This is a genomic window from Peribacillus sp. SIMBA_075, from assembly GCF_046534585.1.
Map to the genome: position 1 here is coordinate 66,955 of NZ_JAWRYN010000004.1, position 16,961 is coordinate 83,915.

Below are 16,961 nucleotides of genomic sequence, written 5' to 3' on the forward strand. Positions count from 1 at the left end.
CCGATGAGGATCGTCTTTTTTTTATCTCTTTCTGCCAAGTCCCATGCCATTATACATTTTTCTAATCATCTTATTGGCTTCAATGTTCGCTTTTTCTGCACCGCGGTCAAGAATTTCATCCAATTCTGGTGAATCGATCAATTCATGATAGCGTTCCTGGATTGGCAGGATTTCCCCAAGAACCACTTCAGCCAAATCACTTTTAAAGTCACCATAACCTTTACCTTCATACATCTCTTCAATTTCTGAATAGGTTTTCCCACTGAAGATGGAGTATATGGACATCAGGTTGGAAACACCTGCTTTGTTTTCCTTATCGTAACGGACAATGCCTTCGGAATCGGTAACGGCGCTCTTGATATTTTTTTCGATTTGCTTCGGATCATCCAATAAGGCAATCGTTGCCTTTTTGTTAGGGTCCGATTTGCTCATTTTCTTGGTTGGTTCTTGTAGGGACATGATACGTGCCCCTTCTGTAGGGAGGCTGATTTCCGGGATTTTGAAAATATCATTGTGCTTTCTATTGAACCGTTCAGCCAAATCGCGAGTCAATTCAAGATGCTGTCTTTGATCTTCCCCAACAGGAACTACATCCGTACTATAAAGGAGAATATCGGCTGCCATCAGCGGCGGGTATGTAAGCAATGCTGCAGAAACCCCCTCTTTGCCAGCTGATTTATCTTTAAATTGTGTCATTCGCTCAAGTTCACCAATATAGGAAATACTCTGTAAAATCCAGCCTGCCTGAGCATGCGCAGGTACCTCTGATTGAATGAAGATTGTATTCTTTTCTGGATCGAGGCCAATGGCCAAATATAAAGCGGCCAATGTTTTAATGTTTTTCCTTAATTTAAGGCGATCTTGTGGAACTGTAATTGCATGCTGGTCAACAATACAAAAGAAACATTCATATTCATTTTGTAAGTTAACGAATTGTTTCATGGCTCCGATGTAATTTCCTAAAGTAACGGAACCGGATGGCTGTATGCCGGAGAAAATCCTTTTCAACTGCTAGTCACTCCTCTAAATGCGTTTATTGATCAATGGATATTCGCTCTTCATTATTGTAAGGATAAATAGAAAATGAATCCACTTTCTTTGAAAGAAATGTGCGCCTTGAAAGGGGAACGCTCATTTAAATCTCGTGGAAGGCCGTTTTGTCCTGTATCGATGCCATTCTGAGAATACGAATTGTCCACTATAACTGTATTTTAGCATTTATTCATATTAAATGTATAATCGAAACGGCAATAACGCCATTGGAACGGATTTTCCGTCTGTTTGTATCGATCAATGAAAGCATCAAGGTAAATAAAACCGTTTTATATATTTCACCTTGAGCAGGCGATTTTAGGGAAAGATACATTCATGGGAATACGTGTTGGAAACGTGTTTGCATTCAAGTGTGTTTATTTATGGCAGAGTTTTTTTAATTATTTATAATATATAGGAGTAAAGTTAAATGGTTGTGGTATTAAAGAAAGGGGTCTATTTTTATTTATTGAATATTGATGACTGATAGCGAATGAGGTGGAGGAAATGAAACAAAGAAGTAAATGGTTGATGACAGGTATGTGCATATTCCTGATTCAACAGCCAGTTCATGCACAGGACATGAACGAAACCAGGCAGGTAGCATTAGAAAATAAAGAACTGCCTGTGAATGCACCGCGTTTTGTTTTTGATTCGGGGTTGAAATTCGCCTATCCGGATGCTGTGCGTGGAATATATGTGACAGGGCCTGCAGCGGGTGGCAATAAATTGAATGAACTTATTAAATATGTAGATGAAACCGATTTGAATGCGATGGTCATTGATATTAAGGATGATTGGGGGAACGTAACGTATAAGACCAAAAATCCCGATTCTCCATATGCCGGGATTGGTAAAGACTACATAAAGAATCCTAAGGCAATGCTGAAAAAATTAGAGGATAAGCAGATTTATCCGATTGCAAGGGTAGTTGTCTTTAAAGACTCACTTCTGGCTAAAGAGAAGCCTGAATTGTCATTTTTAGATGGCGAAGAGGTATGGAAGAATGGTCGAGGTGAAGCCTTCGTTAACCCATTCTTAAAAGAGGTTTGGGATTATAATGTCGGTATTGCCATTGAAGCGGCAAAAATGGGTTTTAAAGAAATTCAATTTGACTATGTCCGTTTTCCCGAAGGATTCGAAAATAAAGAAAATGATTTGAAATATGATATCGGTGAGTATGATGAAGCGAAAGTGAGTCATTCAGCTAAAAGGGTTCAGGCAGTGACGGACTTTGTAAGTTATGCGAAGAAACAACTGGAGCCATATGGTGTGGAAGTGTCGGTGGATATTTTTGGATATGCGGCTACGTTACCTGAAGCTCCCGGAATTGGACAGAACTTCACTAAAATCTCTGAGAACGTGGATGTTATTTCCTCAATGATCTATCCAAGTCATTGGACATCTTATTTTGGTATCGATAAGCCTGATTTGGAGCCCTATAATCTCGTTAAGGAATATGCGAAATTGGAAAATGGGAAGCTGAAGGAATTAAAAACCCCGCCAACTTCAAGACCTTGGCTTCAAGATTTTACTGCTTCGTATTTAGGAGAAGGGAATTACCAAAGGTATGGCAAGAAAGAAGTGGAAGCCCAAATAAAAGCGTTAAATGATAATGGGATTGATGAATATTTATTATGGAATGCAGCAAATCGATATACAAAGGGAGTGGATTATACCCCATGAAAAAAAGGGGATGGCCTTAAGGAATATCCTTCCGGTCATCCGATTTTTTTCTAAAATTACCGCTTTTTATTCCCGCCAACTTGATTCCACCCTGACTGAATTCGTCTCGATTGATCGAAAATATGAGAGTGACGTTTCCCTCCAAACCATTTTTCGCCAATACCATTCGTCACAACGCCATTCACGGCAGTGATGCCAATAACGCAAGCTGCAACTAAAACAAAGTCAATAAAGTAACTGAACATCCAACCCCCCCAATATTGTTTTAAAGCTATTTAAGTTCCATTGTAGTGGATAAGAGAAAATCTGGAAAGAATAAACTAGCAAAAGAGGAGATTAAATCATGAATTGGTATGAAAAACTAAACCAGTATTTCCCCATTGAAGAAATGAAGTCTAAAGAACATATTGAAGTTCTCTTAGAAGATAAGCAGGAAATATATATAAAGGATGAAGGTCCCGACCATGTTTTATTGTATGTGGAAGGGGAAGAGTTTATATTCGTTGATTACCTATTTGTATCAAAGAAATCAAGGGGGCAGGGATTAGGAAGGAAATTGATCCAGAAATTGCAAAAAAAGCAGAAAACGATTTTGCTGGAAGTCGAACCAGTTCAAGAAAATGATGATGATACATTTAAAAGGCTGAGATTTTATAAAAGGGAAGGATTCAAGCATGCTTCTTCGATTTCCTACAGCAGAAAATCGCTTGCCACCAAAGAGAATACTCCAATGGAAATCTTATATTGGCCGGCAAATCCATCTGTTGAAGAAGAAGACGTTTTTGATTTCATGAAAGAGATTTATTCTGAAATCCATACCTACAAAGATGACGACCTTTATGGAAAGTCTTATCAGGATGTAGAGGATGTACTAAGCTTGAATGCTGGTCAGGAAACGGATATTTTTAAAGAGATGGAAGTCTGAGAAAGAGGGCCGGTTTTGCGGCCCTTTCATTTTGTCGATAAGTTCGGAAGTGTCTCACCCCGAACCGTAATTTTAAAACAAGACTTGGTTATCCTTCATGTATTTTTGCGCTTGAAATTTGCGACACTCCTGTCGAATAACTGGCTTGCCGAGACCCCGCAGATGCTTGCTTTGATGAGGCTTGGCAGTTAGTCGGCAGGAGCGAATTTCTGAAATCAACTGGAACCTTTTTTAAAGAAAAAAACAGAGGAAACTGGCTTTTTTTTGATATGCTACAGTATGAAAGTGCCGGTTGTTCACCTGTACATTGAAGGAAAATGAATATCTATAACTTCTGGATGGTAGTTTGTTCCCTACTTGCCGATTCTTTTGAATTCCCTTTTTCACTTTTGGTATTATATGTGCTAAAAGAATGGTTTTTCTTGTAAAAGGAGGAATTTGCTTTTTATTAAAGAAAATATATTAACATGATCTTGTTTATTGACAAGGATTGGGGGTAAATAAAAGTAACGAGCAAATTGAAAAAATCATGAGGGCTGAATTGAGAGTTAAATGAGAATGGTAGGTAGGTATTTTCAATTAGAAAAAGTGATTTCAATGTATTACATAAAAAAACGAAATAGCTATAGTACAGGCTAAACAAGAAGTTTAAAAGGATTTTTTCAAATATCAAAAAGGGTATTCATTTTAAATGAATTAGTGTATAATAAAGAATATGAAATACTTATTTAAAATTATTTCAAATTAGAGTGGTACTTATGAATACTAATAGTAGATTTCCCCTCATAGATCACCGATTCTATATTTAGGGAGTGTGAGTAAACATGGTAACATTATATACATCACCTAGTTGTACTTCATGCAGAAAAGCAAAAGCATGGTTAGAGGAACATGAGATTGGATATAAAGAAAGAAACATTTTTTCTGAACCGTTGTCAATTGATGAAATTAAAGAAATTCTTCGAATGACAGAAGATGGAACCGATGAAATCATTTCAACACGGTCTAAAACTTTCCAAAAGTTAAACGTAAATTTAGAGAGCCTGCCTCTTCAAGAATTATATAAATTGATCAAGGAAAACCCGGGATTGTTGAGACGTCCAATTATCCTTGACGAGAAACGGCTTCAAGTAGGTTATAACGAAGATGAGATAAGACGCTTTTTACCACGTAAAGTCCGAACCTTCCAGTTACGGGAAGCGCAACGTATGGTCAACTAATAATGTCTTTCAAGCTCTGCCAGGAATTGTGCAGGGCTTTTTCTTTATACAAAACCGATTTTTCGTCCAATTTTAGATCCATGGGCGACAGGGATGTTTGGCATCTCAAGCAAGTCCCTATAGCCTTTCATCATTTAAAGATAAAATAAGAATGCAATTAACCATCGCATGTATATAATAAGGCATAAACGGCGGTAAGATTAAAATTAAAGCATGCATTGTGATAGTTGCATACGGATGAATTATTTTATAGAATGAATGGAATATTAGGCAAACAATTGTTTTTTAGATAAGTAATGTTTTTTATTTCCCTTCTTCAAGGTTTTGTCATAAAATGATGTAAAATAGTATGTTTTAATGACTATCATGATTTACAGTATTCACTTACGGGTAAAGAGCTTTTAAGAGCAATTTTCGCTTGGGGGTTATTATCCCTTCAAAATGAGAAAGGAAGGGAGAGGGGAATCATGGAAATCGAACGCATTAATGACGATACAGTTAAATTTTATATTTCCTATATAGATATTGAGGAAAGAGGCTTCGATCGCGAAGAGATTTGGTACAGTCGTGAGAGAAGTGAGGAACTTTTTTGGGAAATGATGGATGAAGTGCATCAAGAAGAAGAATTCATGATTGAAGGACCTTTATGGATTCAAGTTCAAGCCCTTGAAAAAGGCTTGGAGGTTTTGGTCACAAAAGCCCAGCTTGCCAAAGATGGTCAGAAACTCGAGCTGCCTCTTTCAGATGATAAGTTTAAGGAATTGAATGTATCAGATAAGATGGATACCCTTCTTGATCAACATTTTCATGGTAAGGATGAAGAAAGCGGTATAACATTCGAAGATGGTATGATTGAATTCATCACGACATTCGAGGATTTTGAAGATGTCATTTCATTAAGCAAGCGTCATGGCTTGGATGACTGGACGACAAAACTTTATGTTTATCAAAATAAATATTATCTTTATATCGAGTTTTCCGAGGCGGAAATAGACGAGGAAGAAATCGATAATGTGTTAAGCCTCTTATTGGAATATAGTCAGGAGTCACCAATAACGGTGCACATGCTTGAAGAGTACGGGAAAATAGTCATCGAAAATGATGTATTCACAACGGTCGATAAATATTTCGCATAGACTGTTGAGGCCGATTTCAGTAGAAATCGGCCTTTTCGTCCAAGAATAAAAGTTTTTACCTTAGGCAGGGAGGTTTTTAAATGTGCCTGTGTTTGTTAATTGGAGGTAGTCCAGGTGAAGAATATAGTTGGCATAAGTCTGCTAATTCTCTTGTTGGTCGGCCCTTGGTATTTTCTGATAAATGAAATCGATGGTAGGCTGGAATTTTACTCCAGTCTTATAATGTCCCTGTTCTTGGTGATAATTGGATCAGCCATTTTCCTGGAAAATCGGGATCCCATCCAGACCATAACATGGCTTCTTATGTTTGGCGCTTTCCCATTCATCGGTTTCATTTTTTACTTTTTGTTTGGCCATAATTATCGGAAAGAGAGGATATTTCGCAAGAAGTACTTTTTGGATAAGCAAAGTTTCGTGAAAATAAGCGGAGAGGCGGAATATAATGATCGAATTAAGGAAATGGAAGAAAACTCACAGCAGTTATTCAAGCTTGCAAATAGGCTAGGGAATAGTCCTATTTCATTTACGACCGAAACCCGGATTTTAAGGAATGGTAAGGAAACTTTTTCTAATATCATCGAAGAATTAAAAAAAGCCAGACATCATATTCATTTAGAATATTATATAGTTAGGGATGACCGCATTGGCGGTATTCTAAAGGATGTCTTGATACAAAAAGTAAAAGAAGGAGTAGTGGTCCGTTTTCTCTATGATGCGGTTGGTTCTTGGAAGCTCGCTCGCTCCTATATCGATGAACTGAAGGATGCTGGAGTCGAAATGGTCGCCTTTGGTCCGTTGCAGCTCCCTTTATTAAATAATAAATTCAACTTTCGTAACCACCGTAAAATAATTGTGATAGATGGCTCTGTCGGTTTCATGGGTGGCCTCAATATTGGGGATGAATATCTGGGACATGATCCGAAATTCGGTTCTTGGCGTGATACGCATCTTCTCGTAAAGGGGGAAGCGGTCAGGACTCTACAGCTCATATTTCTGCAGGATTGGTATTATAGCACCAATAATAGCTTTTTAACGGATGAATACCTCCTGACCGGCATGCCGATCCATGATGGGCATGGCGGAGTTCAATTGATTGGCGGAGGGCCGGATAGTGAGTGGACGATCATCAAGAGCATTTTTTTTAAGATGATTACCTCAGCAGAAAAGTCTGTCTGGATTGCATCTCCCTATTTCGTTCCTGACGACGATATCCTTCAAGCATTGAAGGTAGCTGCTTTAAGTGGTTTGGATGTCAGGCTTCTCGTCCCAAAGAACCCAGATAAGCGAATTGTATTTCATGCTTCGAGAACCTATTTTCCCGAATTGCTTACTTCGGGAGTTCGTATATTCCAATACAATGAAGGATTCATGCATAGTAAAATCATCATCGTTGATGACCAAATGGCCTCAATTGGGACAACCAATATGGATATGAGAAGCTTTCACTTGAATTTCGAAGTCAATGCCTTTCTCTACCGGACGGAAAGTACACAACAGCTGGTAAATGATTTTTTGGAAGATATAAAGGTATCCCAAGAAGTGGAAATCAATGCGTTTTCCAAACGGAATTTCGGATTGAAAGTGTTGGAATCCACTTGCCGATTGCTTTCCCCCCTTCTTTAGATATTACTTTTCCTTTATGCCGATCAGGCATTTTTTTTTTGAAAATTAAAAGGAATCCATTGCTATGCAAGCGAATGTAGTGGGGGTGAGGAGGAGATGTATGTTAACTGCGATAAAGAGTGATGGGACTTGGATTACCCTTCCTGAAAAGATACCGGCAAACTTGCTTGCTGAATGGAGGAAGTCAACAGATTATTATTGTCCGTGCTGCAAGATGGAAATGTCCATTAAAGCAGGAAACGTCAGGGTCCCGCATTTCGCCCATAAAAATAATTCTTCATGCCGTGCTTCTTCAGAACCGGAATCCGCCTATCATTTAATGGGAAAAAGAAAATTGTTTCAGTGGTTTTCATCACACGGTTATCAAGTGGATCTAGAAGCCTACCTGCCCGAAATCAAGAAAAGGGCTGATATCTTAGCTACGATAGGAGGTAATCGCTATGCAATAGAATTTCAATGCTCAGTTATTCCGGAGATTGAATTCATTGAACGGACAAGAGCCTATCAAAGCGTAGGCATCATACCAATTTGGGTCCTCGCTGCAAAACACCTAAAAAGGAAAAGCATGTATGAATTCAGTTTATCCGGATTTCAATGGCTCTTCGTCACCGGCAGTTACCACCATCCGTTTCTTTGGATGTATTGTCCGGAAACTAATCATTTATCAGTATTGAAGAACCTCACTCCTTTTACCCCTAGAACCGTCTTTGCCGAATTGACGACTGCGTCTTTAACGCTCCTACCCCCTAGTCGGGCATTGCCCCAAAACTGCTTCCATTTCCCTTTTCTGCCTGAGTGGAGAAACAAACGAAAAGACTGGACCCTTCATCGTGTGAAAACTGCACGGAGAAGCGATCCTTTTTTCGAAGGGCTCTATTTACATCATATTACACCTGCGGCAATTCCCATTGAAGTGGGTGTTCCTGTCAGAGGGATGCTGTTGATCGAAACTTCCCCGATTGAATGGCAGGCATGGTTTTACATGGATGTGTTTCAAGAGAAAAAACCTGGGGAAAAGATTTCTATGGCTGATATTATCCACTTTTTTAAGAAGCGTTCAAAAAAGGGGGAAATAAAGTTCAGACCGTTACCATTGCTTCATGAAAAACCCGTGGAATATCCTTTAGATCAATATATCAAGCTATTAGAGAAATTGGGTTACATTTCAAAGGAGGAAGAGGGGGTATTTAAAGTTGAAAAGGCATTTTCCATTCCCTTCACCAGTGACCACGGTCAAATGATGGAAAAAAATTTCTATGATAAGCATAAATTGATGATGGAAAAGGGGAATATCCAGTATAATCGTGGATAACATCTCTATTTATCTTGAATTCAGATGAATTGGCAGGATTATTTTTGTTAATGGAGAAATAGTAATAGGAACGAGGATTTAAAATCTTTAAGGAAGCATGAAGCTGTTTGAAGCATTGGTCCGGTTTGGTGATTGTTAGCTGAATGGCGAGTTTTCTATAGAATGGAGAGGAATTTTAATGGCACAAGAAACAAAAGTGAATGCATTACCCTCAAGAAGTGAAATAGCTGCGGAAGATACTTGGAGACTGGAAGATATCTTCGCCACCGAAGAAGATTGGGAAGCTGCTTTCAAAGCAGTAAAAGAAGATCTCAAGAAAGCGGAGGGACATAAAGGGACTTTGGGCGAAAGCGCAGAAAAGTTATTTTCGGCTCTTCAACTCCAAGATGAAGTATTTGAGAAGCTAGGGAAAGTTTATTCTTATTCACATATGCGCAATGACCAAGATACAACCAATCCTTTTTATCAAGGGATGGAAGATCGGGCAAAAGCTTTATACGCCCAGGCAGCGGCTGCGTTTTCATATATGGTTCCTGAGCTATTGAGTATTGATGAAAGCAAAGTGGAAGGGTTTTTGGAAGAAAAAGAAGAATTGAAATTATATAAACATTCATTAGAGGAAATCAATCTTCAGAGACCCCATATCCTATCTGCCGAGCAGGAAGAATTATTGGCACAAGCTTCAGAAGTACTCGATGCATCAGGCAATACTTTCGGTATGCTTAACAATGCTGATTTGAAATTCCCGACCATCAAGGATGAAGAGGGAAATGAAGTGGAAATAACTCATGGAAGGTATATCAGTTTTCTTGAGAGTGAAGATCGCCGTGTACGTGAGGAGGCATTTAAAGGGGTATACAGCAAGTATGGTGAGTTCCGTAATACATTTGCTTCAACCCTGTCAGGTGAGGTGAAAAACCATAATTTCAATGCCACAGTCCGAAAATATGATTCAGCACGCCAAGCGGCGTTAAGTAGCAATAACATTCCGGAGACAGTATACGATAATCTCGTTAAAACAGTCAATGACAGCTTGCCGTTACTGCACCGTTATCTTGATTTACGTAAAAAAGTACTAGGATTGGAAGAACTTCATATGTATGATCTATTCACTCCGCTTGTTAAAGAAGTGAAGATGGAAGTGACATATGAGGAGGCCAAAGATTATGTCCTAAAGGGGCTTGCTCCGCTTGGGGAGGACTATTTGAATGTTTTGAAAGAGGGATTTGAAAACCGTTGGGTCGATGTCCATGAAAACAAAGGGAAACGAAGCGGTGCCTATTCTTCTGGTACATACGGGACGAATCCATATATTTTAATGAACTGGCAAAATAACGTCAATAACTTATTCACGCTCGTTCATGAGTTCGGGCATTCGGTCCATAGCTACTATACGCGTAAATATCAGCCTTACCCATACGGTAATTATTCTATATTCGTAGCGGAAGTTGCCTCGACTTGTAATGAAAACCTGCTGAATGATTACTTACTAAATAAAATCGAGGATGAAAAGAAGCGCATCTATTTATTGAATCATTATCTAGAAGGTTTCCGTGGAACATTGTTCCGCCAAACGATGTTTGCGGAGTTTGAACATTCCATACATTTAAAAGCTCAAAATGGGGAAGCGTTGACAGCCGATATGTTAACTAAGGAATATTATGAGCTGAACAAGAAATACTTTGGTGAGAATGTGACAATTGATGAAGAAATCGGTTTGGAATGGGCACGTATTCCACATTTCTACTATAATTACTATGTTTATCAATATGCGACTGGAATAAGTGCAGCAACAGCATTAAGCAAGCAAATCCTTGAAGAAGGAGAGCCCGCTGTCAAAAGGTATCTGGAGTTCCTGAAATCAGGAAGTTCTGATTATCCGATTGAAGTACTAAAAAAGGCAGGGGTCGATATGACAAAAGCCGAGCCTGTACAAGAAGCCATGAATGTATTCGAAGAGAAATTAAATGAGTTGGAAGAGCTTTTGAATAAATAGGATTCGAAAGGGACCCGAGCGGCTGAACTGCACCCCAATTGTTAGACACCATCTAACAATTGGGGTGCTATTTTTTATGACAAAATATTCTTTAGAGTTATAATTAAAAGCTGTCCTTGCTTATTTAGAAGGAGTTGACTCATTTAGACCTGTCGCCAACCAATTTAATACCAATTATGATATGAAGATGGATGTAGTAAAACTATATGAACGATTTTGGAGTGACTAATACCCAAGTGGGTGCTGTGTATAATATTGCTTCTCCCTATACTATGGATAAGTGGCTAAAGCAATTTGAGGAGAACGGGGTTGAAGATCTTGAACCGAATAAAAAGGGGCGTCCATCCATGAAAAAAGAAACGAAGAAAATACCAGTAGAAGGATTCATTAGAGGGTTTACAGGCTGAAATGAACGTTGACGTCCAGAGAATGCATATTTAGTTGAGAGCCTTAGTTCAAGAACCCGGTAGATTACCGGGTTCTTGCTCCTCAAGACTGCCTAATTAAATAAATGTCTAACTTTTTGGGTTTACTTCAGTTTTGGTCCCTTTTTCTCTTATATGAATATCCGTTATAATCCTTTAAAACGATTTCTTTGATTTAAGCTGTGAAGAATAATGAAGAAAACAAAAAATAAAATTGGGGAGGTGAAATACAGAGGAATGAGGTGCATGATACCGAGTAGCTGGACGAATAGCGACCCTATTAAGAGTATGAGTAGAATAAAGCCTTTCAATTTGGTCACCTCCAACCTGACAGCAGTATATGGTCATCTGCTCCTTTATTAGATTTTATGTTTTAGAATAAGCAGTATTCTAAGAATATGACAATAATGTGAAAATGCGCACAAAGTTCTTGCAATTAATGTGTATAATCTGATATAGTACAGATAAGAAGTTATCACATCCCAAACATATACCCCTTTGTTTGTTCGTCGTGAAATTTCTCCCATCCCCTTTTTCGTATAAATAGATGAAAACCCCAACAAATTTCGCGATTTGCTGGGGTTTTTTCATGTTGTTGAAGTGAAATGAGGCCAGTTGTAAAAAAAGTGACAAATGTTTGAAAAGGATATGCATTAAAATGTGATGTTTTTCACAATTTAATGTATATCCTTACATATCAGAAATCAATCAGAAAGAAGATAGCAATAAACCTTTAAATTAAAAAGACGCTCTTATTTTACAATACACCTAAGGGATAATGATAATAGAAAAGTATATATTATGAACAATTTGTGAAAAGTAATACATATAGTTGAAACATAAATGGATTATCTGTTATATTATTTATTGTGAAATAAATCACAAACAAACATTTACCCCTTTGTTTGATCGTGAAAAAAATTTCTCCCATCCCCTTATTTCTTATAATAAAAACCATGCAATTATTTGATTTGCATGGTTTTTCCCTTTTTTTTGAATAGCAAAGAAGCAGTCAAAACATTACTGCTTCTTTGTATATCTCCAAAACGTCCCGTATTTAGCCGGAATTTTTTCTGCCAACTGTTTTAAAACAAGTTTCTTCATTTCCAACTCGACGTTATTCTTATTCATATTATAAACCGTTTCTATTTCCTTGGTGGCCACCAGTTTGAAACAGCTTAAAAACTCTTCGATAGAGGGTGGTTTTGCAGGGGCGGGAAGACCATTAAGCATATCTTCTAAAATTTGAACATATACCTCGTAAGAATAGACACCCGAAACCTTTATTCCCTCTTCTTCAATATTTTGATTGAAAAAGACAAGGGAAGGTATTTCAGTCACTTCCATTTCGCTGGTTATTTTCAAGTCACATTGAAAACCTTTGGCTGCACTGGAAGAATTGATGTCATCAAGGAATTCCTCCACATCCAGTTCAACCGTTTTGGCACACTCGGTCAAGACCTCGATATTGGATATATCCTTTTTCCCAATGAATACATATTCTTGAAGCTGCCTTAAAAAGCGAATGGCCAATTTACGGCCCTGCAATTCCGCTGCTTTTATTGCGATGGAAGCTGTATATGGAGAAGAGATTGGGTTTTCAGACCAAAGGCTACCATCACAGGACATTCCCGAGCGGCTGGCTGTCTTTTCCCAAACATGAGCAAGGTTTTCATAATTTTTATTTTTCCCCATATTAAGAGAATCGATTTTACCGCTTAAAACATGGCGTAAACTGAATAATTGGCCATATTCTATCTGTAATTTTCTAATAATTGGTTCCAAGCCCCAGCATTCGGGACAAAGCGGATCAACAAAAACATAAATTTCAATTGGCTTTTTTCCTATATCATAGCAATGCTGCGTCTTGATCCAATCGGAAATATTGAAAACTGGTTTATGTGCGCTCAACTGTCTTCTCCTTTCCCATCAGTACCGGATGTATTGATCATATGCTGTGCCGTCAAAAAAAGGCGGTGATAGAAAAACTCTCTTATTTCACCCTCAAGGCCCACTTCGTCCATAGCTTGATACATGCATGAGAGCCATGCCTTCGCTCGTTCTGGCGTAATTTCAAAAGGTATATGTCGAGCCCGCAACATAGGATGGCCATGTTCTTCAGTATATAAAGAGGGACCACCTAAATATTGAGTCATAAATTGTTTTTGTTTACGGACCGTTTCTGTTAAATCGTCAGGGAAAATCGGCAGTAGATCCGGGTGTTGACTAACGTTGGAGTAAAACACATCAATTAACCTGTGTAATTGCCCTTCTCCAATTAATTCATATGGTGTAGGGTTCCCTTGCATCATGTTGATTACTCCTTTTATTGAAAGATGGTTGATGTTTATACATATTTTATCAATGACGTACTGATATAACAAATATATAGCTTGAAGAAAATTTCACATCTGTAGTATGACACAGGGGAATGAACGGAAAAGACCGCTTTTGGGGACTTAAACTTTTGTGCGGTTTTGGATAAGAAATAAATGTACACATATGAAAAAAACTGACCCATCAAAAATATCAGGGTCAGCTTTCATTAGCTTGAAAATGTGCCATATACTTTTTGGACATATTTCTGAGTTTCTTTAAAGGGCGGAATTCCATTATATTTATCTACGTTTCCTGGTCCGGCATTATAAGCAGCAAGGGCAACCTGGATGTCCCCGTCATAACGGGCCATCATTTGACTTAAATATTTACTCCCGCCCATGATGTTTTGTTCAGGGTCGGTTGCATCATCAACTCCCAGGCTCCTTGCAGTTGCGGGCATTAACTGCATAAGGCCAGTTGCACCAGCATAACTGGTTGCTTCAGGGTTAAAGTTCGATTCTTGTTTAATGACCGACTTAATCAGTTTTTCCGGGAGATTATACAAGCTGGCCGCCTGGCTGATGATTTGATCGTAATTTGTGACGGCTTCGCAAGTCTCATCGTTAGTATGGGCAGCAGCTATCTGGTTACTGGATGTCAGTCTGCTGGATTGAAGAAAGGACGTCGTTTCCGTTTCCACATTGGCTAATAAGGAACCCAATGTCTGTGAATTGCCTTCAAGAGCATCACCCGAAACCAGTTCCGACAGCATGTCCTGGAAAACGGATCGAGATGAAACAGTTTTAGGGATGTTTCCATTTGTGAATTGCTGGATTGCCTGCAATTCCATAAAAGTCTTGAAATCTTGGATTATCAAATTTCCCACCTCCGAATATGGTTCAAACAGGATTATTCCTGGAATTTGGCGCGATAAAACCTCTTAACTTTATTTTCGGTTTCTCTTTCCGGAATTTGAAGGGTTTCAAGGAGAGTCAGGAAATTTTCTTTACCGGCTTTTGCATCCGTCACTTCATATTCAAGCTCGAAATCTTCCTGATTCATATATGAACTATGATCTAAAACAAGTAAACCCTCCTTGTAAGGGAATTCATAACGGTCGGTCTTTAATGTCCCAAAACAGGTAAAATCCTTTGGATTAACTCCGCATTCAATGATAAGCTGCTGGATCTCCCCTTCAGGGAAAATGTTTTGATTCAGAAACGCATAAGCGGTTTCTTTAGAGATATCTTGATTCGTTTCCAATAATCCTTCTGGAGCAGGCTGTTTTAAAGTTAGCTCGTAACAGCCGTTTTTCTCCCGGATCCTAAGCGCAGACTCCAGATTTTTCAAATGGAATTCGAATGTATCGAAGTAATGATTTTTCTGTGATTTAAAGTTCGATGTCCCGATATGAAAATAATTGATCAGTTGTCGAAATTCGTTTTCTTTCAAAAGGTTTTTAAACTCAATTTCAATATGCTGGCTCATGTGTCCCTTCCTTTCTGACTAAATATCTTAGGTTAATCATATAAGAACCATTCAAGCTGTCAAATTGAATACAATAATTTTTTGCTATTGTACTTGAATATTTAGGAATCAATTGCAGGATATGATAAAATAAAAACGTTGAACACGGGAAGTGAATTACCGATTATAGAGAAATTAATACATACTTTTTGTTTTTAGAGAAAGATTCAATAGGATCCAGTGGTGAATTGGCAGTATGTCATAGGACTGCTGGATATAGGAGAGCGTTCTGCCCATACCAGAGTTGAACAGACGCTTTTTAGATAGATATAGGTGGTGTGGCAATGGAGAGTTGGGACGATTTCTTGGCGCCTTATACTCAGGCTGTCGAAGAATTAAAGGTTAAGCTAAAGGGATTAAGGAAACAGTTTGAGAGAGAGAATATTCACTCACCGATCGAATTTGTAACAGGCAGGGTAAAGCCGATTGTCAGTATTTTGGATAAGGCGAGTCAGAAGGATATTGCCATTGATAAATTGGGAACCGAAATTCAGGATATTGCAGGACTTCGCATGATGTGCCAGTTCGTGGATGATATCGAACAGGTAGTTGAACTTTTACGAGGTCGCAATGACTTTGAGATAGTCGAGGAGAGGAATTATATTTCCCATAAAAAAGCAAGCGGCTACCGTTCTTATCATGTTGTCATCCGCTATCCGGTCCAGACGATCCATGGCGAAAAAAATATACTTGCCGAAATTCAAATCAGGACACTTGCGATGAACTTTTGGGCTACGATTGAACATTCTTTAAATTATAAATATAAAGGCATTTTTCCGGAAGATATTCAACTGCGGCTAAAACGCGCAGCTGAAGCCGCCTTCCTGCTTGATGCAGAGATGTCGCAAATCCGTACGGAAATCCAGGAAGCACAGCGTCTTTTTTCCAGGAAGAAAGATTCTTAAACGTATAAATGAACAAAAAGAAATCTAAATTGTAAGGTGGGATTACATGAAATTTGCGATTACGTCAAAAGGAGATGCGAAATCGAATACTTTAATGCAAAGGATGCGAACGTATCTTCAGGACTTTCATTTGGAATATGACGAAGAGCAGCCGGATATTGTCATTTCTGTCGGTGGTGATGGCACATTATTATATGCATTTCACCGTTATAGTAATAGATTGGACAAAACCGCCTTTGTTGGTGTACATACAGGACATCTTGGTTTTTATGCAGATTGGACCCCTGATGAAATTGAAAAATTAGTGATAGCTTTAGCAAAAACCCCATTTCAAGTAGTGGAGTATCCACTGCTCGAAACAATCGTCCGTTATCAGCATGGAGGACGCGAAACCAGATTTTTGGCTTTGAATGAATCGACAGTCAAAAGTGTTGAAGGGACGCTTGTCATGGATGTTGAGATACGCGGCCAGCATTTTGAGACGTTCCGTGGAGATGGTCTATGCATTGCGACGCCATCTGGAAGTACGGCTTATAATAAGGCGCTTGGTGGAGCCATCGTCCATCCATCAATCGATGCCATTCAGATTACCGAATTGGCATCCATTAATAACCGGGTGTTTAGGACGGTCGGATCTCCTCTGCTGCTGCCGGCACATCATACATGTATGTTCCGGCCGGTCAATGCTGTCAATTTTCAAATTACGATCGATCATTTGACCCTGCTTCAAGAAGACGTCAAGTCGATACAGTGCCGAGTTGCAGATGAAAAGATCCGATTTGCCAGATTCCGCCCTTTTCCTTTCTGGAAAAGAGTGCATGATTCATTTATTGCTAATTAAGGAGATAGACTCAC

At 38.7% G+C, this 16,961-nt stretch carries 16 protein-coding genes; 10 read left to right on the top strand and 6 right to left on the bottom strand.

Annotated elements, in window-relative coordinates; all coding sequences use genetic code 11:
* Window positions 1-21 precede the first annotated feature (21 nt).
* On the bottom strand, window positions 22-1,008 hold the full coding sequence (gene trpS, locus SB775_RS05105; protein ID WP_061462096.1) for a tryptophan--tRNA ligase: 987 nt from the start codon (window positions 1,006-1,008) through the stop codon (window positions 22-24).
* A gap of 531 nt (window positions 1,009-1,539) precedes the next feature.
* Here trpS and SB775_RS05110 point away from each other — a divergent pair.
* On the top strand, window positions 1,540-2,718 hold the full coding sequence (locus SB775_RS05110) for a putative glycoside hydrolase (RefSeq protein WP_410860735.1): 1,179 nt from the start codon (window positions 1,540-1,542) through the stop codon (window positions 2,716-2,718).
* 56 nt (window positions 2,719-2,774) lie between these two features.
* On the opposite strand, the gene SB775_RS05115 is transcribed toward SB775_RS05110, so the two are convergent.
* Window positions 2,775-2,963 carry a hypothetical protein gene (locus tag SB775_RS05115; protein WP_061462097.1) on the bottom strand — a complete coding sequence of 63 codons (189 nt, stop codon included), beginning with the start codon at window positions 2,961-2,963 and terminating at the stop codon, window positions 2,775-2,777.
* Between the two features lie 98 nt (window positions 2,964-3,061).
* Between SB775_RS05115 and SB775_RS05120 the strand changes: the two genes are divergently transcribed.
* The 7 genes from SB775_RS05120 to SB775_RS05150 all read left to right on the top strand — a co-directional run bounded on the left by SB775_RS05120 (window position 3,062) and on the right by SB775_RS05150 (window position 11,337).
* Entirely contained in the window at window positions 3,062-3,643 is a 582-nt protein-coding gene (locus tag SB775_RS05120) for a GNAT family N-acetyltransferase (protein ID WP_061462098.1), read from the top strand.
* 824 nt (window positions 3,644-4,467) lie between these two features.
* A complete protein-coding gene (spxA, locus tag SB775_RS05125; protein WP_061462100.1) occupies window positions 4,468-4,863 on the top strand; it encodes a transcriptional regulator SpxA in 396 nt (131 codons plus the stop codon).
* 467 nt (window positions 4,864-5,330) lie between these two features.
* Window positions 5,331-5,999, top strand: a complete 669-nt coding sequence (gene mecA, locus SB775_RS05130) for an adaptor protein MecA (RefSeq protein WP_061462101.1) — start codon at window positions 5,331-5,333, stop codon at window positions 5,997-5,999.
* Between the two features lie 114 nt (window positions 6,000-6,113).
* Window positions 6,114-7,622, top strand: coding sequence for a cardiolipin synthase (gene cls, locus SB775_RS05135; protein ID WP_410860736.1), 1,509 nt, complete (start codon window positions 6,114-6,116; stop codon window positions 7,620-7,622).
* A gap of 100 nt (window positions 7,623-7,722) precedes the next feature.
* On the top strand, window positions 7,723-8,934 hold the full coding sequence (locus tag SB775_RS05140; protein ID WP_410860738.1) for a competence protein CoiA: 1,212 nt from the start codon (window positions 7,723-7,725) through the stop codon (window positions 8,932-8,934).
* Between the two features lie 178 nt (window positions 8,935-9,112).
* Complete coding sequence (gene pepF / locus SB775_RS05145; RefSeq protein WP_089363678.1) at window positions 9,113-10,930, top strand: oligoendopeptidase F; 1,818 nt, start codon at window positions 9,113-9,115, stop codon at window positions 10,928-10,930.
* 206 nt (window positions 10,931-11,136) lie between these two features.
* On the top strand, window positions 11,137-11,337 hold the full coding sequence (locus SB775_RS05150) for a helix-turn-helix domain-containing protein (RefSeq protein WP_410860740.1): 201 nt from the start codon (window positions 11,137-11,139) through the stop codon (window positions 11,335-11,337).
* Between the two features lie 1,038 nt (window positions 11,338-12,375).
* Here the strand turns inward: SB775_RS05150 and SB775_RS05155 are convergent.
* From SB775_RS05155 to SB775_RS05170, 4 genes are all read right to left on the bottom strand, one after another.
* Entirely contained in the window at window positions 12,376-13,266 is an 891-nt protein-coding gene (locus tag SB775_RS05155) for a ClpXP adapter SpxH family protein (RefSeq protein ID WP_081108725.1), read from the bottom strand.
* Window positions 13,263-13,667: a globin domain-containing protein gene (locus tag SB775_RS05160; protein ID WP_061462105.1), complete on the bottom strand. Its 405-nt coding sequence runs from the start codon at window positions 13,665-13,667 to the stop codon at window positions 13,263-13,265. Before SB775_RS05160 ends, SB775_RS05155 begins: the two co-directional genes overlap by 4 nt.
* 233 nt (window positions 13,668-13,900) lie before the next feature.
* A complete protein-coding gene (locus SB775_RS05165; protein ID WP_410860742.1) occupies window positions 13,901-14,551 on the bottom strand; it encodes a lytic transglycosylase domain-containing protein in 651 nt (216 codons plus the stop codon).
* Window positions 14,552-14,583: 32 nt separating this feature from the next.
* A complete protein-coding gene (locus SB775_RS05170) occupies window positions 14,584-15,162 on the bottom strand; it encodes a CYTH domain-containing protein (RefSeq protein ID WP_089363682.1) in 579 nt (192 codons plus the stop codon).
* A 323-nt stretch (window positions 15,163-15,485) separates the two neighbouring features.
* Between SB775_RS05170 and yjbM the strand changes: the two genes are divergently transcribed.
* Window positions 15,486-16,106 (top strand): GTP diphosphokinase, encoded by a 621-nt coding sequence (yjbM, locus tag SB775_RS05175; RefSeq protein ID WP_061462108.1) that lies wholly within the window; start codon window positions 15,486-15,488, stop codon window positions 16,104-16,106.
* 46 nt (window positions 16,107-16,152) lie between these two features.
* Window positions 16,153-16,947 (top strand): NAD kinase, encoded by a 795-nt coding sequence (locus tag SB775_RS05180; RefSeq protein WP_089363683.1) that lies wholly within the window; start codon window positions 16,153-16,155, stop codon window positions 16,945-16,947.
* The last annotated feature ends 14 nt before the right edge of the window (window positions 16,948-16,961 follow it).